Origin of the sequence: Streptomyces sp. LUP30 (assembly GCF_001746365.1) — a bacterium.
GTDB lineage: Bacteria > Actinomycetota > Actinomycetes > Streptomycetales > Streptomycetaceae > Streptomyces.
In genome coordinates this window covers 81,013-96,198 of sequence record NZ_MJAJ01000024.1, presented here as the reverse complement: position 1 = coordinate 96,198, position 15,186 = coordinate 81,013, and the positions used below count along the sequence as shown (strand labels likewise).

The window sequence follows — 15,186 nt, the reverse complement described above, 5'->3', positions numbered from 1 at the left end:
TTAGGCAGATCAGGTGAAGGCGCTTACGGGCGCGGGTGAACGGGGGGTGAACCCCTGCCGACGGTGCGGTTAGGTCACGGAACGCTCACGCCGAGGACACGGGGTGATTCCGGTCGCGGCCCGCTCGGGGGGACGTCGCGGCCCGCTCGGGGGGACGTCGCGGCCCGGACGGGACCGGGTCGGGAGGCCGGGGCGAGCCCGGGGCCACGGCGGGGGCCGTAACAGCCCGGGGCCGCTGCTCGACGGTGTGTCCGTCAGGTCAGGGGCAGGATCTGCAACAGGGCGTCCAGGAGACAGCGGTCCCTCGGCTGGGTGAGCCGGTCGCGGGCGGCGGGCGGGGCCAGCCAGAGGAGGCGGTCGACCTCGTCGGTCGGGGCGAAAGCGCCGGACACGGCCTCGGCGGCCCAGTAGCGGACCTCCTTGGGGCGGCCGTTCGCCTCGTACTCGGCGGTGGGCAGGCGAGCGCCGGGGACGGCACGGTGGCCCGTCTCCTCCTCCACCTCGCGCAAGGCGCCCGCGAGCGGGTCCTCGCCGCGTTTCAGCTTGCCCTTGGGGTGCGACCAGTCGTCGTACTTGGGTCGATGTACGAGACACACCTCCAGCGTGGCGTCCACCGGCGAAAGGCGCCACAGCACACAGCCCGCCGCCCGGACGACGTCGTCGTCCTCGGGGTTCCTCTCAGTGCTCACCGGGTTCTCACCGCCTGTCGCCCCTCTCCCGTCAGGGTTTGCCGATGGTCTGCTTCTGCCACGACCGCTGGAACGCGTAACGCGCCGCCTCCACCTCGTGGCGCTGGTCGGCGTGCAGCACGCCGAGCGCGTACGCGGTCGCGGGCGCGATGCGGGGGGTGCGGGCCGCCTGCGCCGCGGCGGACGCCGCCTCCGAGGCATCGCGGTGCCGGTCGAGTGCCTGGCCCGCGGTGACCAGCCGGACGTCCAGGGGGGCGCCGCCGCCGTGGACGACCTCGCAGGCGTACCGGTGCAGCCGCAGGAGCAGGCGGACCTGGTGCCAGGGCGCGTCCTGCGGGTGCGGGGCCGGGTCCGAGGAGAGGCCGTGGATCAGGGCCTCCGCGTTGTAGGGGCTGCCCGCGGTGATGAGCGGAAGCGCCGTGACCGCGTCGGCGAGACGTTCCTCCGCCGCTTGGGCCAGAGGGCGCAGATCGGCGGTGACGGCGGCGGGTGTGAGGGGGACCTCGCTGGCCAGGACGGCGACCTTGTCGGCGACGGCGTGGAAGCGGGAGGAGCCGAGGGCCTGCAGCGCGGTGGAGTGGGCCCGGGTGCGGGCGAGGGTGAGCTGACGGTCCAGGAGGGCGCCCGCCTTCGCCGCGCCCACGGTGAGGTGGCCGCGGTCCGGGGCGGCCGGGTGGGCGCCTGACCGGCCGCCGCCCCCCATGGCCTGACCGGCCGCGCCGCCGGTCTGCCGCTGCACCTGTGTCTGTACCTGAGTCTGAGTCTGCGTTTGCAGCGACGTCTGCGGCTGGGCCTGCGCCGGTGTCTGTGCCTGTAGCTGCATCTGCGCCTGGGCCTGCGCCTGGACCGGTACCGGCATCGACATCGGCGCGGAGGGCGTGGAGGGTGCGGAGGGCGTCGAGCCGGACAGCCGGTTCAGCGCCAGCAGCAGTCGCTCCAGCCGGGCCCCGTACGCGTGCTCCAGCGCCAGCGTGCCCGACAGCCAGGCCAGCTCGGGCCGGATGTCGTCCGACCAGTCCGGGTCGAGGAGTGGGCGGAAGGTGTGGAGGCTGCCGCTGATGCGGCGGGCCGAGCGGCGCAGGGCGCGCACCGCGTCGGTCCGGTCCTCGGACGGTCCGCCCGCCGTTCCGGCGTCCCCCGCGCGTGGATGCGCCCGGCCGGCGGGGCCGCCGGCGTGCGTCGAGTGGTGCGACGCGGCTCCCCCCGACTCCCGGTGCAGGCGCAGCGCGCGGAGGAACTCCGTGGCCTGGTCCCGGAGGTAGCCGGCCAGGGCGTCCCCCGTCGTCGCGGGCCCGGCCGCGGGGCCGGTCAGGTCATGGTGTCGCTGTGCCACGCCGGCGCCTCCGGGCGTCTATGAGCATCTCCTGGACGTTGCGCAGGGGGCCGCCGTCCGCGTCGGTCGAGTGCCGGGTCCATTCGCCGTCCGGGCCGAGGTGCCAGGAGGCGGTGCCGTCGGACATGCCGGTCTCCAGCAGCCGGTTCAGGGACGCGCGGTGGCCCGGGTCGGTGACCCTGACCAGGGCCTCGATCCGGCGGTCGAGGTTGCGGTGCATCATGTCGGCGCTGCCGATCCACACCTCGGGCTCCCCGCCGTTGCCGAAGCCGAAGACCCGGGAGTGCTCCAGGAAGCGGCCGAGGATGGAACGGACCCGGATGTTGTCCGAGAGGCCGGGGACGCCCGGGCGCACCGCGCAGATCCCGCGCACCCACACGTCGACCGTCACGCCCGCCTGCGACGCCCGGTAGAGGGAGTCGATGAGGGCCTCGTCGACGATCGAGTTCACCTTGATGCGCACATGCGCCGGCCGTCCCGCGCGGTGGTGCTGGATCTCCTTGTCTATGCGCGAGATCAGGCCGTCGCGCAGCGACTTGGGGGCGACCAGGAGACGGCGGTAGGTCTCGCGGCGGGAGTACCCGGAGAGCCGGTTGAAGAGGTCGGAGAGGTCCGCGCCGACCTGCGGGTCGGCGGTGAGCAGACCGAGGTCCTCGTAGAGCCGGGCCGTCTTCGGGTGGTAGTTGCCGGTGCCGACGTGGCAGTAGCGGCGCAGCGTGTCGCCTTCCTGGCGGACGACGAGCGACAGCTTGCAGTGCGTCTTCAGACCGACGAGGCCGTAGACGACGTGGCAGCCGGCCTCCTCCAGCTTGCGCGCCCACTTGATGTTGGCGTGCTCGTCGAACCGGGCCTTGATCTCGACCAGGACGAGGACCTGCTTGCCGGACTCGGCGGCCTCGATGAGCGCGTCGACTATCGGCGAGTCGCCCGAGGTGCGGTACAGGGTCTGCTTGATGGCGAGGACGTCCGGATCGCCGGCCGCCTGCTCCAGGAAGGCCTGCACGGACGTCGAGAAGGAGTCGTACGGGTGGTGCAGCAGGACGTCCCGGCTGCGCAGGGCCGCGAAGATGTCCGGCGGGGAGGAGGACTCGACCTCGGCGAGGTCACGGTGGGTGCCGGCGATGAACTTCTTGTACTTCAGCTCGGGTCGGTCGAGGCCGTGGATGCGGAAGAGGCCGGTGAGGTCGAGCGGGCCGGGCAGCGGGTAGACCTCCGCCTCGGAGATCTTCAGTTCGCGCACCAGCAGGTCGAGGACCTCGCGGTCGATGGACTCCTCGACCTCGAGGCGCACCGGCGGCCCGAAGCGGCGCCGCATGAGTTCCTTCTCCAGGGCCTGCAGGAGGTTCTCGGCGTCGTCCTCCTCGACCTCCAGGTCCTCGTTGCGGGTGAGCCGGAAGGCGTGGTGCTCCAGCACCTCCATGCCCGGGAAGAGCTCCTCCAGGTGGGCGCCGATGACGTCCTCGATGGGGACGTAGCGGCCGGGGGAGCTCTCCAGGAAGCGGGACAGCAGCGGCGGCACCTTGACGCGCGCGAAGTGCCGATGACCGCTGACCGGGTTGCGCACGACGACCGCGAGGTTCAGCGAGAGACCCGAGATGTACGGGAAGGGGTGCGCGGGGTCGACGGCGAGGGGGGTCAGGACCGGGAAGATCTGGTGCCGGAAGAGGGTGAACAGGCGTGCCTGCTCCTTCTCCGTGAGCTCGCTCCAGCGGACCAGGTGGATGCCCTCCTCCGCGAGGGCGGGGGCGATGTCCTCGTGGTAGGTCGCGGCGTGCCGGGCCATGAGCTCGCGCGAGCGGGCCCAGATCATCTCCAGCACCTCGCGCGGCTGGAGGCCGGAGGCGGAGCGGGTGGCGACGCCGGTGGCGATGCGGCGCTTCAGACCGGCCACCCGGACCATGAAGAACTCGTCCAGGTTGCTCGCGAAGATCGCGAGGAAGTTGGCCCGCTCCAGGAGGGGCGTGTTCGGGTCCTCGGCGAGCTCCAGGACGCGCTCGTTGAACGCGAGCCAGCTGCGTTCCCGGTCGAGGAAACGACCCTGCGGGAGCTCGGGCCCGTCGTAGGGCGCCTCCTCGTAGGTGTCGAGGTCGGCGTCGATGTCGGGCTCCAGATCGGAGACGACGGCAGCCACGGTGTGCGGGCGGTGCGCGGCTATGGAGCCCACGGAGGGCTGCGCGTGCTGGACCTCGGCCTGGGTGTCTGACTGGCTCATGTACCCATTCTTCCGCGCGAAGGGCGTTACAGGCGCGTCGGAACGTGCGGGCGGGATCGCGGCGGAGCCTCCGTGGGGCTGGATTCCCTCGGGAGGCGGCGAAGGCTCGGGCACGGCGGGCTTCATTCGCCGAGCCTCGCAAGGTCGTCTTAACCGACGGTTACGGAGACATGGCGTGCGGGATATCGGGGGGCGGCCCGCGGGGGTCGGGTCGCAGGGGCGGGCAGGGGGCGGGCGGCGTCCGGAGAGGGCCTGTGCGGCGCCTTGGCAGGGCCTGGACACGGACGGGGACGGGGGTGTGGAGGGGGACGCGGACACGGGGGCGCGGACAGGGCCGGGCGGGGGTCGCCGGGGCCGATCGGGGGGTGGGGCGTGCGGCGGCCGGGTGGGCGGCGGGCGGTAGCGGTGGGATCGGGAGAGGGGGGTCGGGGCCGGGAGTCGTGACAGGGGGCGGGCGTGGGTCGTGGGGCGTGAGCAGGGGGTGGGGAGCGGGTCCGGAAAGATCGTGGGCCGAACCGTGAACCGACCGGCGGGGCTCGTCCGATGAGGAGATGTGAGCGAAACGAGAAGTGACGGGGAGCTGCTGCGGGCCATCGCGGCAGACCGGGACCGTCACGCCTTCGAGGAGCTGTACCGGCGGTACGCCCCGTGGCTGACCGCGCGCATGCGCGGCCGGTGCGCCGACGCCGGGATAGTCGACGACGTCGTCCAGGAGACGTTCCTCGCCGTGTGGCGCGGCACCGCCCGCCACCGTGAGCAGGGCTCCTCCGACGCGGCCGGCTGGCTGTGGCGCATCGCCTCCCGCCGTCTGGTCGACGCCCTGCGCGGTGACGGGGCGCGCGGTCGGCTGCGCCAGACGCTGGCCCGGCTGCGCCACCGCGACGAGGCCTCGGCGGAGGAACGCGTGCTCGCGGGGGTGGAGCACGGGGACCTCGCCGGGGCCCTCACCCGACTCTCGCCTGAGCTGCGTGCCGTTCTGCAGGCCACCGTCATCGACGGGCTCACCACCCGGGAGGCGGCCGTTCTGCTCGGCATCCCGCCCGGCACGGTCAAGACGCGGGCCCTGCGTGCCCGCAAGCAACTGCGGGAGGCGCTGGCATGAGGCGGCACGTGTGCGGAGCAGGTCTGCGCGTCCGCGTGGGCGACGAGCGGTCGAGAGAGGTCATGGCATGACGTGGCACGTGCCGGAGGACGACCTGCGCGCCTACGCGCAGGGTGAGTTGGCGCCACCCCTGCTGTGGTCGGCCGACACCCATCTCACCGGGTGCGCCCCGTGCCGGTCCCGGCTCGCCGAGGCCGCCGACCCGGCCGCCCTGGACGCCGGCTGGGAGCGGCTCGACGCCGAGCTGGACGCGCCGCGGCCGAGCGCGGTCGAGCGGCTGCTGGCGCGGCTCGGGGTGGCCGACCACACCGCACGCCTGCTCGCGGCCACACCGGTGCTGCGCCGCTCCTGGCTGCTGTCGGTGCTGTTCCTGCTGGTCATGACGGTACTGGCGGTGCGCGTGGCGGATCAGCCGACGCTGTTCCTCGCGCTCGCCCCGCTGCTCCCGCTCGCCGGGGTCGCCCTGTCCTACGGGCCGTCGCTCGACCCGACGTACGAGATGGCGGTGGTCGCCCCGCTGCACGGCTTCCGGCTGCTGATGATCCGCACGGTGGCGGTGCTCACCGCGGGGCTGGTCTTCAACGGCCTCGCCACGCTGGCCCTTCCGGAGTACGGGCTGGCGGCCCTGGCCTGGCTGCTGCCGGCGCTCGCCCTGACCGCCACGGGGCTCGCGCTGAGCACCCGGCTGGGTTCGGTCCTCGCGCCCACCCTGGTCGGCGGGGGGTGGCTGGCGCTGCTGGCCGTCGCCAGGGTCCAGACGCAGGCGCACGACACGCTCGCGCCGTTCACGGCGGCGGGTCAGGCGACCGCGGCGGGAGTGGCCGTCCTCGCCGCCCTGCTGCTCTACCAGGGCCGCGACCGCTTGGACGCGCGTCCCCTGGGCGGCTTCCACGACGGCGGCGCCCTATGACCCGACGTCCCGGTCCCGAGTCCGCCCCCGCCCGCCACCCGGATCCCCAGGAGCCTCACATGACCGCCGCATCCGTTCCCGGGCCCGCTCCCGGCCACGACGGCCCGGGCGTCTCGGGCCCCGCCACCCTGACAGCCACCGACCTGTCCCTGCGTTTCGGTGGGACTCGGGCCCTCGACGGGGTCTCGCTGCGGCTGAGCCGGGGTGTCACGGGCCTGCTGGGCCCCAATGGCGCGGGGAAGACGAGCCTGCTGCGGGTGCTGGCCACGGCCGTCCCGCCGGACGGTGGGCGGTTCACGGCTCTCGGCCACGACCCCGGCACCGCCTCCGGGCGCCTCGCGCTGCGCCGCACGCTCGGCTATCTGCCTCAGAACCCCGGTTTCCATCCGGACTTCAGGGCCTTCGACTTCGTGGACTACGTGGCGATCCTGAAGGAGCTGACCGACCGATCCGCCCGGCTGCGCGAGGTGCGGCGCGTGCTGGACGCCGTCGACCTCTCCGAGGTGCGCGGGACCCGCATCAAGCGGCTGTCCGGCGGCATGCGTCAGCGCGTCGCCCTGGCCGCCGCGCTCGTCGGCGACCCCGGCTTCCTCGTACTGGACGAACCGACCGTCGGCCTCGACCCGGAACAGCGCATGCGCTTCCGCGAGTTGATCGCCGAGGCGGGTGAGGGCCGCACGGTCCTGCTGTCCACCCACCTGACGGAGGACGTGGCGATGCTCTGCCACCGCGTCGTGGTGCTGGCCCGCGGCCGTGTGCGCTTCCAGGGCGCCCCGGCCGAGCTGACCGCCCGCGCGGCGGGCCGGGTCTGGAGCAGCTCCGAACGCGACCCGAACGCCCTGGCCGGCTGGCGTACGGGCAGCGGCGCCTTCCGGAACGTCGGCGATCCCCCGAACGGCGCCGATCTCCTGGAACCCACCCTGGAGGACGGCTATCTGCTCGCCCTCGACGGCGACGACGCGGCGGTGACGGCATGAGCACGGCGAACGTGACGATCAACCAGCCGGCGCCCGGGCGCGCCGAGCCCCCGCGCGAGGGCCACCAGGTCCGAGCCGTCCTCGACCTCGCCCGTTTCGAGGCCCGGGAGCTGCTGCTGCAGGTCCCGCTGCTGCTGACCTTCGCCCTCTACGTCGGCTACGTCGCCCTGGGGTTCATGGACCGGGACGGCATGGACGACTATCCCGTCCTCAACACGATCGACCGGCAGACCCAGACGGAACCTCTGCTGTTCGCCATGGCCGTGTTCATCTGCTGCAACGCGGCCGCGCTGCGTTCACGGAAGCACAACACGGTGCAGCAGTTCGACGTCCTGGCGATGGAGCCCTGGCGGCGCACCCTCGCCCATGTGCTGTCCGTCGTCCCGTACGCGGCGCTCACCGCGCTGGTCGTCGCGGGCGAGTTCGGCCGGGAGGCGCTGAAGCCCGGTGCGATCGGCCACGGCTCGGTGGGCGAGCTGGCCGCCGGTCCCCTGACCGTGCTGCTGGCCGGTGTCCTGGGAGTGCTGCTGGCCCGTCTGCTGCCCTCCTCCTTCATTCCCATACTGGTCTCGATCCCCCTCTACCTGCTCTTCGTCCTCGCCTCCGATGCGGAAAACGCGGGCCGGTGGGAGGGCTGGCTCTCGCCGATCGTGTTCGTCGCCCGGACCGGCGGCGACCCGGTCCCCAGCGATCTGCTGGGCCGCCCCGCCGGCTGGCACGCTCTCTACGCGACGGGCCTGTGCGCGGTGCTGGCCTGCGTGGCGCTGCTGCGGGCCGGGGGCCGTACCAAGGCCGTCAAGGCGGCCACCGTCCTCGCGCTCGCGGTGACCGTGATCGGCGCGCTCGGCCAGCTCCCGAGTGACGCGAAGGCGCTGGACGCGGCTCGCAGGACGGCGGCGGCCACCCCGCAGAAGGTCCAGTCGTGCGCGCAGCACGGCCGCTCGACGTACTGCTCGTTCGACGAGTGGAGCACCGTGCGGTCCGACTGGGCCGAGGTCGTCGACCGCGTGCAGTCCGCGGCCGGCGGTACGGCGGCGCAGGCGCGCCTGACGGTCCGCCAGCGCGTCTACATCGACGACCAGGTGGAGGTCGACGGCGACCTCGACCCCTCCTCCACGCCGGGCGAGGTGACCGTCGGCACCCGCTGGGGCGGCAACCGCGTCCCCGAGTTCGCGGTCGGCGCCGCCGTGGTCCTGGTCGGGGGCTCGGAGGACATGACGACGCAGGAGCTGTGCGACGACGCGCGCGCGGTGACCGTCATATGGCTGGTCCTGAGCACCGACCCCACCCCGACGGACACGTTCCGGAACCTGCGGCTCGACGACAGCCTCAGCGGCTCCGCCCAGGTCCTGGCTCCGACGAACGGACTGAGCCTGACGGGCCCGCAGACGACGGTGATCCGGGAACTGCTGGAGCGTCCTCGTGCCGCGATGGCGGCGCGCGTCAAGGCTCACTGGGCGCAGCTGACGTCCGCGAGCACGACGACCGCGCAGGCCGCGAGGCTCCTGGGCGTCGAGGTGCCCAAGGAGGCGGAGAAGTGCGAGGAGTAGGGCAAGGAGTGGGGCAGGCGGAGCTGAGGGGTGGGCTGCGACCGTCACTGCCGCCGTGCTCGTCCCACCGACCGGACCGACGCCAGGCGAGGGTCTTCTGGACCGGGCCGAGCGCACCGGGCACCACGACCGCCCGCGCGGCGCAGCTGCTGGGCGTGCGCGCTCCGGCCCGGGACGCCGCCGACGAGAGCGCCTGCCGATCGCGCAGGCCCAGGCTCAAGCACAGGCATCGGCACCGCACCGGCTCGGCCTGCGGGCGCGTCACGTCTCCGAGCGGTACATCAGGTCCGTTTCGTGCGTGACGAAGCCCAGCCGTTCGTACACCGACACCGCCGCCTTGTTGTCGGCGTCGACGTACAGCATCGCGGTGGGCAGTTCCTGCGCCGCGAGATGGCGCAGGCCGATCGTGGTGAGGGCTTTGCCGAGGCCGCTCCCCTGTGCGCCGGGGGCGACGCCGAGGACGTACACCTCGCCGAGCTGTTCCTCGGCGTGGACCTTCGTCCAGTGGAAGCCGACGAGCTGCTCGCCGCGGTGGGCGAGGAAGAAGCCTGCGGGGTCGAACCAGGGCTGGGACATGCGGTCGTCCAGGTCGCGCTGGGTGAGGGAGCCCTGTTCGGGGTGGTGGGCGAAGGAGGCCGCGTTGACGGAGAGCCAGGCGGAGTCGTCCTGGCCGGGCACGAAGGCCCGCACGCTGACGCCCGCGGGCAGTACCGGCTCGGGCAGCTCGAGGCCGGTCAACGGCCGCCGCATCTGGCGCAGTTCGCGAAACAGCGTCAGCCCGAGGACCTGGGCGAGGTGCCGGGCGGCGGAGTGGCCGCCGTGGGCCCAGACCCGAAGCCGCTTGCCGGAGGCGGCCAGCAGGGCCGAGCCGAGCGCCCGGCCGTGCCCGTGCCCGCGGTGGGAGGGGTGGACGACCAGTTCGGCGGCGGGTGCCTCGACCGGGTCGGTGTCCTCCAACTGGGCGTACCCGACGATTTCGTCGTCGAGGGTGAGGACCAGATGGCAGACGCCGTCGCGGGGGCCGCCGCGCAGCTGCAGCCTGCCCTGTTCGGACACCGCCTGCTGGCCGTCCGTCCGGGCGGCCGCCGCGAGCAGTTCGAGGACGGCCCCGACCTGTGCGGGGGAGAGCTCGGAGTGGGTCTCGATGGATCGGGAGCCGGGGATCCGTGCGATGTCGTCGCTGGTCATGCGTACGAGGGTAAGGGGCGGACGCCGCAAAGTGGGGGCAAAGGAGAGGGCAAAGGGAAACCAGGATGTAACCACGAACCCCCTGTCGCGCTACGCGCGTTGACCTTAGGCTGCGCCGGACGGGAGCCACCTATTCCCAGCCGACCACAGGGGGGCGCATGCCAGCCACTTCCCAGCCGCACCGGACCGACAGACGCGGCCGACGCCGTTCGTACCGTCTCGTCGCCGCCTCCGCGGTCCTCGCCACCGCCGGTGCCCTTGCCGCCGCGCTCCCGGCGGACGCCCACGACGGCAGGCACGGCAAGCCGTTGCCGAGCCGCTACCAGGACGTGCAACTGCTGTCCTTCAACGACCTGCACGGCAACCTCGAACCGCCGTCGGGTTCGTCGGGCCGTGTCACGGAGCTGCAGGCGGACGGCACGACGAAGACGATCGACGCGGGCGGTGTGGAGTACCTGGCCACGCATCTGCGTGAGGCCCGCAAGGGCAACAAGTACTCGATCACCGCTGCCGGCGGCGACATGGTCGGCGCGTCCCCGCTGATCTCGGGTCTGTTCCACGACGAGCCCACCATCGAGGCGCTGAACAAGCTCGATCTGGACGTCACCTCCGTCGGCAACCACGAGTTCGACGAGGGCGCGAAGGAGCTGGCCCGGCTGCAGAACGGCGGCTGTCACCCGACGGCCGGCTGCTACACGGACAAGAAGTTCAAGGGTGCGGACTTCCCGTACCTGGCGGCCAACGTCCTGAACGAGAAGACCGGCCGGCCGATCCTGAAGCCGTACTGGGTCTGGAAGAAGAAGGACGTCAGGATCGGCTTCATCGGCGTGACGCTGGAGGACACCCCCGGCGTCGTCTCCGCCGAGGGCGTCAAGGGCCTGAAGTTCAAGGACGAGGTCGAGACGATCAACAAGTACGCCAAGGTGCTGCAGAAGCAGGGCGTGAAGTCGATCGTGGCGCTGATCCACGAGGGCGGTCTGCCGGCCTCGGGGGCGTACAACTACGACTGCGACTCCCCGGGCGCGGGCGCCGGCATCTCCGGCCCGATCGTCGACATCGCGAAGAACGTCACCCCTGCGGTGGACGCGCTGGTGACGGGCCATACGCACGCGGCCTACGCCTGCACGATCCCCGACCCGTCGGGCAAGCCGCGCACGGTCACCTCGGCCGCGTCCTTCGGCCGCCTCTACACGGACACCACGCTGACGTACGACCGCTACACCGGCGACATCGCGCGCACGGCGGTCAAGTCGGCGAACCACGTGGTCACCCGGACCGTCGCCAAGGCGCCCGACATGACCGAGCTGATCAGCAGGTGGAACACCCTGGCGGCTCCCGTCGGCAACCGGCCGATCGGCTACATCTCCGCGGACGTCCCCAACACGGGCACCGAGTCCCCGATGGGCGACCTGATCGCGGACGCCCAGCTCTGGTACGGCCGCAAGCTCGACCCGGGCACGGACCTCGCGCTGATGAACCCGGGCGGCGTCCGGGCCGGTCTGACCTACGCGGCCAAGGGCGGTGAGGGCGACGGCGTGGTGACCTACGCCGAGGGATTCACCGTCCAGCCCTTCTCCAACACCGTGAACCTGCAGGACTTCACCGGCGCCCAGCTGGTCCAGGTCCTCAAGGAGCAGGTGAGCGGGGCGAACGCGAGCGCCCCGAAGATCCTGCAGCCGTCCGCCAACCTGACGTACACGCTGGACCTGACGAAGAGCGGGGCCGACCGCGTCGTCACGGACTCCATCCGGCTCGACGGCGCGGCGATCGACCCGAACGCCACCTACCGCGTCTCGACCAACAGCTTCCTCGCGGGCGGCGGCGACGGCTTCACCACGCTGGGCCTGGGCACGAACGATCTGGTCGGCACCGACGACCTGACCGCCCTGGAGCAGTACCTGACGGCCGGCTCCTCGGCCTCGGGCCCGCTGGCCCCGCCGGCGGCGAACCGGATCACGATCACGCAGTAGCACCCACCTCCCCTGGGGGCGACGAGGCGGCCGCGTCACCGACGCGGCCGCCTCGTCGTACGAAAGCGGGTGTTCCTGCCCGGTCGTCGTGCCGTTCAGCGGGGCGGTCGTGCGGTGCGGCGGGTCACCGGATGACCCAGCCGAACGCTGTGCCGCCCGCGGGGATGCAGCCCCCGCCCGCCACCGTGCCCCGGGACCCGCCGGTCCCGTCCGGGCGCACGCCGATCAGGTCAGGACGCGCTGGGGGTCCAGTCCCCCAGCCAGTCCCCGACCTCCTGGCCGGCGGCCTGCGCGTCGGTGAGCTGAGGGCGGTCGGTGCTCGCGGCGCCCGCCCCCGCGCCCTTGTTCCGGTACTCGGCGAACCGGTCGTCCTTCCAGGAGAAGCCGCTCATGTCGGTCCAGGGGGCGGTCCTGATCGCGGCGCTCAGGGTGGTGTTGCGGACGGTGGCCTGCGGGTCGAGGCTCGCGTCGCCCCCGGCGTGCCAGGGACGCCCGAGGTAGAAGCTGCGGTCGGACACGTCACCGTTCACCGTGGAGTCGGTGATCAGGATGCCCTTGCGGCCGGCGGCTGTGCTGGGGGCGGTGACGAACCCGGCCGAGGTGCCGTTCCAGCGCTTCTTCAGCGTGATGACCGACCTGTCGATCACCGCGGTGGCGCGGCCGAAGATGAAGTCGACGTTGCCGACGACATAGGAGTCGGCCATGTAGACGCGGCCCAGCCGGTCCTTGGACGCGGTGTCCACCAGCAGGGTGTCCTGGTCGCCGCTGACGATGACACCGTCCAGGAACACCTTGTCGGCGGCGGTCCGCAGGGCTACCGCCTGCCCGGCGATGTCCTGGTGGGCCCCCTCGTCGAAGTCGTTGGAGATGGTCAGGTTGCGTGCCTGGAAGTCGTCCGCCTCGACCGCGACGGTGGCGCTGCCGCCGGTGCCCCAGGTGCCGCCGCCGGGCTTGGGGGTGCCCGACGCGTTGTTGTAGACGATCGTGGTGTCCTTGCGGCTGCCGCCGGTGCCCCGGATGGTGACGTGCGGCTTGTTGGACGGCACCTTGACCAGCTCGCGGTACGTGCCCGGCTTGACGGCGATCACGACACGCGAGGGGTTGTTCGCCGGGACCGCGTTCACCGCGGCCTGCACGGTCGAGTACTGCCCGCTGCCGTCCTTGGCGACGGTGAGCGTGGTCGCGGCGGCGGCCTTCGTCGTGGCCGCCGTGCCGGCCGCCGGGGCCGTGCCGACCGAACTGCGCGGGCCCGCACCCGACCTGAGCAGCGCGGGCACGTCCGCCGCCTTGTCGAGGGTGTAGGCGTAGTACGTCTTCGGGTCCCAGGCCGCGCCCGTGCCGCCGCTCTCGTTCCTGCCGCTCGTGCCGGAGAAGACGTTGCCGCGCTGGACGAGGGTCGCGGTGGCGTCCCGGATGACGGGGTTGGTCATGCCCTGGAAGCAGGAGTTCTCCAGGACCATGTTGGTCCTGCCGCGCGCGTAGTCGCCGTAGGACGACTTGACGGCCGTCCCGGGCACGTCCTCCAGGAAGTTGTTGTACAGGTGCGCGTGGGCGACGTTGTCCGTGGAGGGGTTGCGCTGTTCGGTCTCGCGGATCCAGTTGTGATGGATCGTGATGTCGGCGGTGACGTTGTCGGTCCAGCCGATGCCGAACGCCTTGTTCTCCTGGCTGAGCTTGTTCCAGGAGACGGTCAGGTAGGTGGTGTCCTTACGGCTGTCGATCAGCCCGTCGGCCATGTGCCGGATGTCGTTGTGGTCGATCCAGACGTGGTGCGCGCCGTCCATCTGGATGCCGTCGTAGTCGTGCTCCTTGTCGTTCCAGACGCCCTGGTAGGCGTCCCGGATCGTCAGGTTGCGGAGGATCACGTTGTGGACGCCCTGGCCGAGGAAGAAGCCGCCGCCGACGATCTGCCCGGCGGTCCCGGAGCCGACGATCGTCTTGTCCGACCGGACCTTGATCTCCTTGCCGACCGGGTCCATGGTGATCGTCGCGGCGACGACGATGACATACGGCTCGGTGGCCGTCGCGTACTTCTCCAGGTCGGCGAGGGTCTTCACGGTGACGGTCCTGCCGTCCCGGCCGCCGTAGGTGCCGTTCTGCCCGAGGGCGTCTACGGACGCGAAGCCGTCGGCGGAGGCGGTGGCCCAGGCGGGCGCAGCGGCGGGCACGGGGGCGGTAGCGGCGGAGGCCGTAGCCTGCCCGGCCGCGCCGAAGAGGCCGAGATCCGTGCCGTAGCCGAGGGTGCCGACGGCGATCAGGGTGAGAGGGACGCCGGCCGAGAGCGCCTTCCCGCCTCGGCGATGACGGGACTTGGCAGACCTGGCAGACATGGCAGACCTGTTGGACCGGGCCGACCCGGTCGTCCCGGCCGGCTCGGACGCTGTGCGGCGATGCTCGCTCATACGGCGAACCCTTCCGTGGGGGGAGGCTTGACTGCGGGTGAGTCGCCGCCCGGCACGGCAAGGTTGCCGAACTCTGAGCACTTCCGGTACTCCGGAAAAGAGGGGTGCAGGACACGATGCCAAGCCCTGCGACGCGAGGCATGGGCGTCCGGTTCCTGCCGGCTGACGGTTCAGGACGACGCGACAGGGCGGGTCCCGGAGCGCTCGGCTCCGGGACCCGCCCGGCGGCGCTCGACTACCGGATGGCGGTGTACCTACAGGCGGTGACCACGTCTCCCGCGTACTCACAGACCTTGATGGAGATGTGGCTCGACTCGCTCAGGTTCTTCGAGAACGTGGCGCAGTTGCCGTCGTTGCTCGGGTCGTTGCCCTTGATGAGGACGGTGCCGTTACCCGGGTCGCTGCTGGAATTGGGGGTGTAGATGTAGCCGCGAACCCCGTAGCCGTCCGAGCTCAGGTCGCACACCGTCAGGGTGTCGCCGTTCTCGGTCCATCCGGCCCAGCCGCCACTGGTGCCCGTGTAGACACCCGAGTCGGCGGCGTACGAAGTGCCTCCGCCGATCAGGAGGCCGGCTGCTGCCAGGGCAAGCGCCCCGGCCAATCGGTACTTCATGTTTCTCCTCGGTAGAGTCGGTCAGGGGCCGCTGGGCGCGAGCAGCGGACAACCACATCGCGCGCATGCCGCGCTATCCGCCAACTCGCCTTGTACGACAGCGACTTGCGCTGTTGTCCGGTTGTCTCCCGCGGCGATCACCACCATGCCCGAGGGCTGTCCGCCTGTCGTTGGCGGAGGGTCCACAGCGCACTATGCACAGAGTCCATCGGGCCCACGTTCCGCATCGGTCGAGTTGTG

11 protein-coding genes are annotated in these 15,186 nt (G+C 72.2%); 5 read left to right on the top strand and 6 right to left on the bottom strand.

The window, feature by feature from the left end; all coding sequences use genetic code 11:
- Positions 1–254: 254 nt before the first annotated feature.
- The 3 genes from BG482_RS21110 to BG482_RS21100 are packed head-to-tail and all read right to left on the bottom strand — an operon-like array spanning position 255 to position 4,360.
- A complete protein-coding gene (locus BG482_RS21110; RefSeq protein ID WP_069770618.1) occupies positions 255–689 on the bottom strand; it encodes an NUDIX hydrolase in 435 nt (144 codons plus the stop codon).
- A 31-nt stretch (positions 690–720) separates the two neighbouring features.
- Positions 721–2,022, bottom strand: coding sequence for a CHAD domain-containing protein (locus BG482_RS21105; protein ID WP_069770617.1), 1,302 nt, complete (start codon positions 2,020–2,022; stop codon positions 721–723).
- A complete protein-coding gene (locus tag BG482_RS21100) occupies positions 2,003–4,360 on the bottom strand; it encodes an RNA degradosome polyphosphate kinase (protein WP_107450668.1) in 2,358 nt (785 codons plus the stop codon). Before BG482_RS21100 ends, BG482_RS21105 begins: the two co-directional genes overlap by 20 nt.
- A gap of 427 nt (positions 4,361–4,787) precedes the next feature.
- On the opposite strand from BG482_RS21100, the gene BG482_RS21095 reads away from it, so the two are divergent.
- The 4 genes from BG482_RS21095 (at position 4,788) to BG482_RS21080 (ending at position 8,773) form a co-directional block, all read left to right on the top strand.
- The gene (locus tag BG482_RS21095) at positions 4,788–5,336 is read left to right on the top strand and encodes an RNA polymerase sigma factor (protein ID WP_069770615.1); all 549 of its coding nucleotides are present in this window, start codon (positions 4,788–4,790) and stop codon (positions 5,334–5,336) included.
- Between the two features lie 67 nt (positions 5,337–5,403).
- Positions 5,404–6,246 (top strand): hypothetical protein, encoded by an 843-nt coding sequence (locus BG482_RS21090; RefSeq protein ID WP_069770614.1) that lies wholly within the window; start codon positions 5,404–5,406, stop codon positions 6,244–6,246.
- 59 nt (positions 6,247–6,305) lie between these two features.
- Positions 6,306–7,223, top strand: a complete 918-nt coding sequence (locus BG482_RS21085; protein WP_079141981.1) for an ABC transporter ATP-binding protein — start codon at positions 6,306–6,308, stop codon at positions 7,221–7,223.
- Complete coding sequence (locus BG482_RS21080) at positions 7,220–8,773, top strand: ABC transporter (RefSeq protein WP_069770613.1); 1,554 nt, start codon at positions 7,220–7,222, stop codon at positions 8,771–8,773. The genes BG482_RS21085 and BG482_RS21080 overlap by 4 nt, the downstream gene beginning before the upstream one ends.
- A 261-nt stretch (positions 8,774–9,034) precedes the next feature.
- Here BG482_RS21080 and mshD read toward each other — a convergent pair whose 3' ends face one another.
- Positions 9,035–9,961, bottom strand: a complete 927-nt coding sequence (gene mshD, locus BG482_RS21075; RefSeq protein WP_069770612.1) for a mycothiol synthase — start codon at positions 9,959–9,961, stop codon at positions 9,035–9,037.
- Positions 9,962–10,119: 158 nt separating this feature from the next.
- Here mshD and BG482_RS21070 point away from each other — a divergent pair, with 158 nt between their 5' ends.
- On the top strand, positions 10,120–11,931 hold the full coding sequence (locus BG482_RS21070; protein WP_069770611.1) for a bifunctional UDP-sugar hydrolase/5'-nucleotidase: 1,812 nt from the start codon (positions 10,120–10,122) through the stop codon (positions 11,929–11,931).
- A gap of 230 nt (positions 11,932–12,161) precedes the next feature.
- Here the strand turns inward: BG482_RS21070 and BG482_RS21065 are convergent, their stop codons facing one another.
- Complete coding sequence (locus BG482_RS21065; protein WP_069770610.1) at positions 12,162–14,261, bottom strand: pectinesterase family protein; 2,100 nt, start codon at positions 14,259–14,261, stop codon at positions 12,162–12,164.
- A gap of 307 nt (positions 14,262–14,568) precedes the next feature.
- Positions 14,569–14,946: a hypothetical protein gene (locus BG482_RS21060; RefSeq protein ID WP_069770609.1), complete on the bottom strand. Its 378-nt coding sequence runs from the start codon at positions 14,944–14,946 to the stop codon at positions 14,569–14,571.
- Positions 14,947–15,186: the final 240 nt, after the last annotated feature.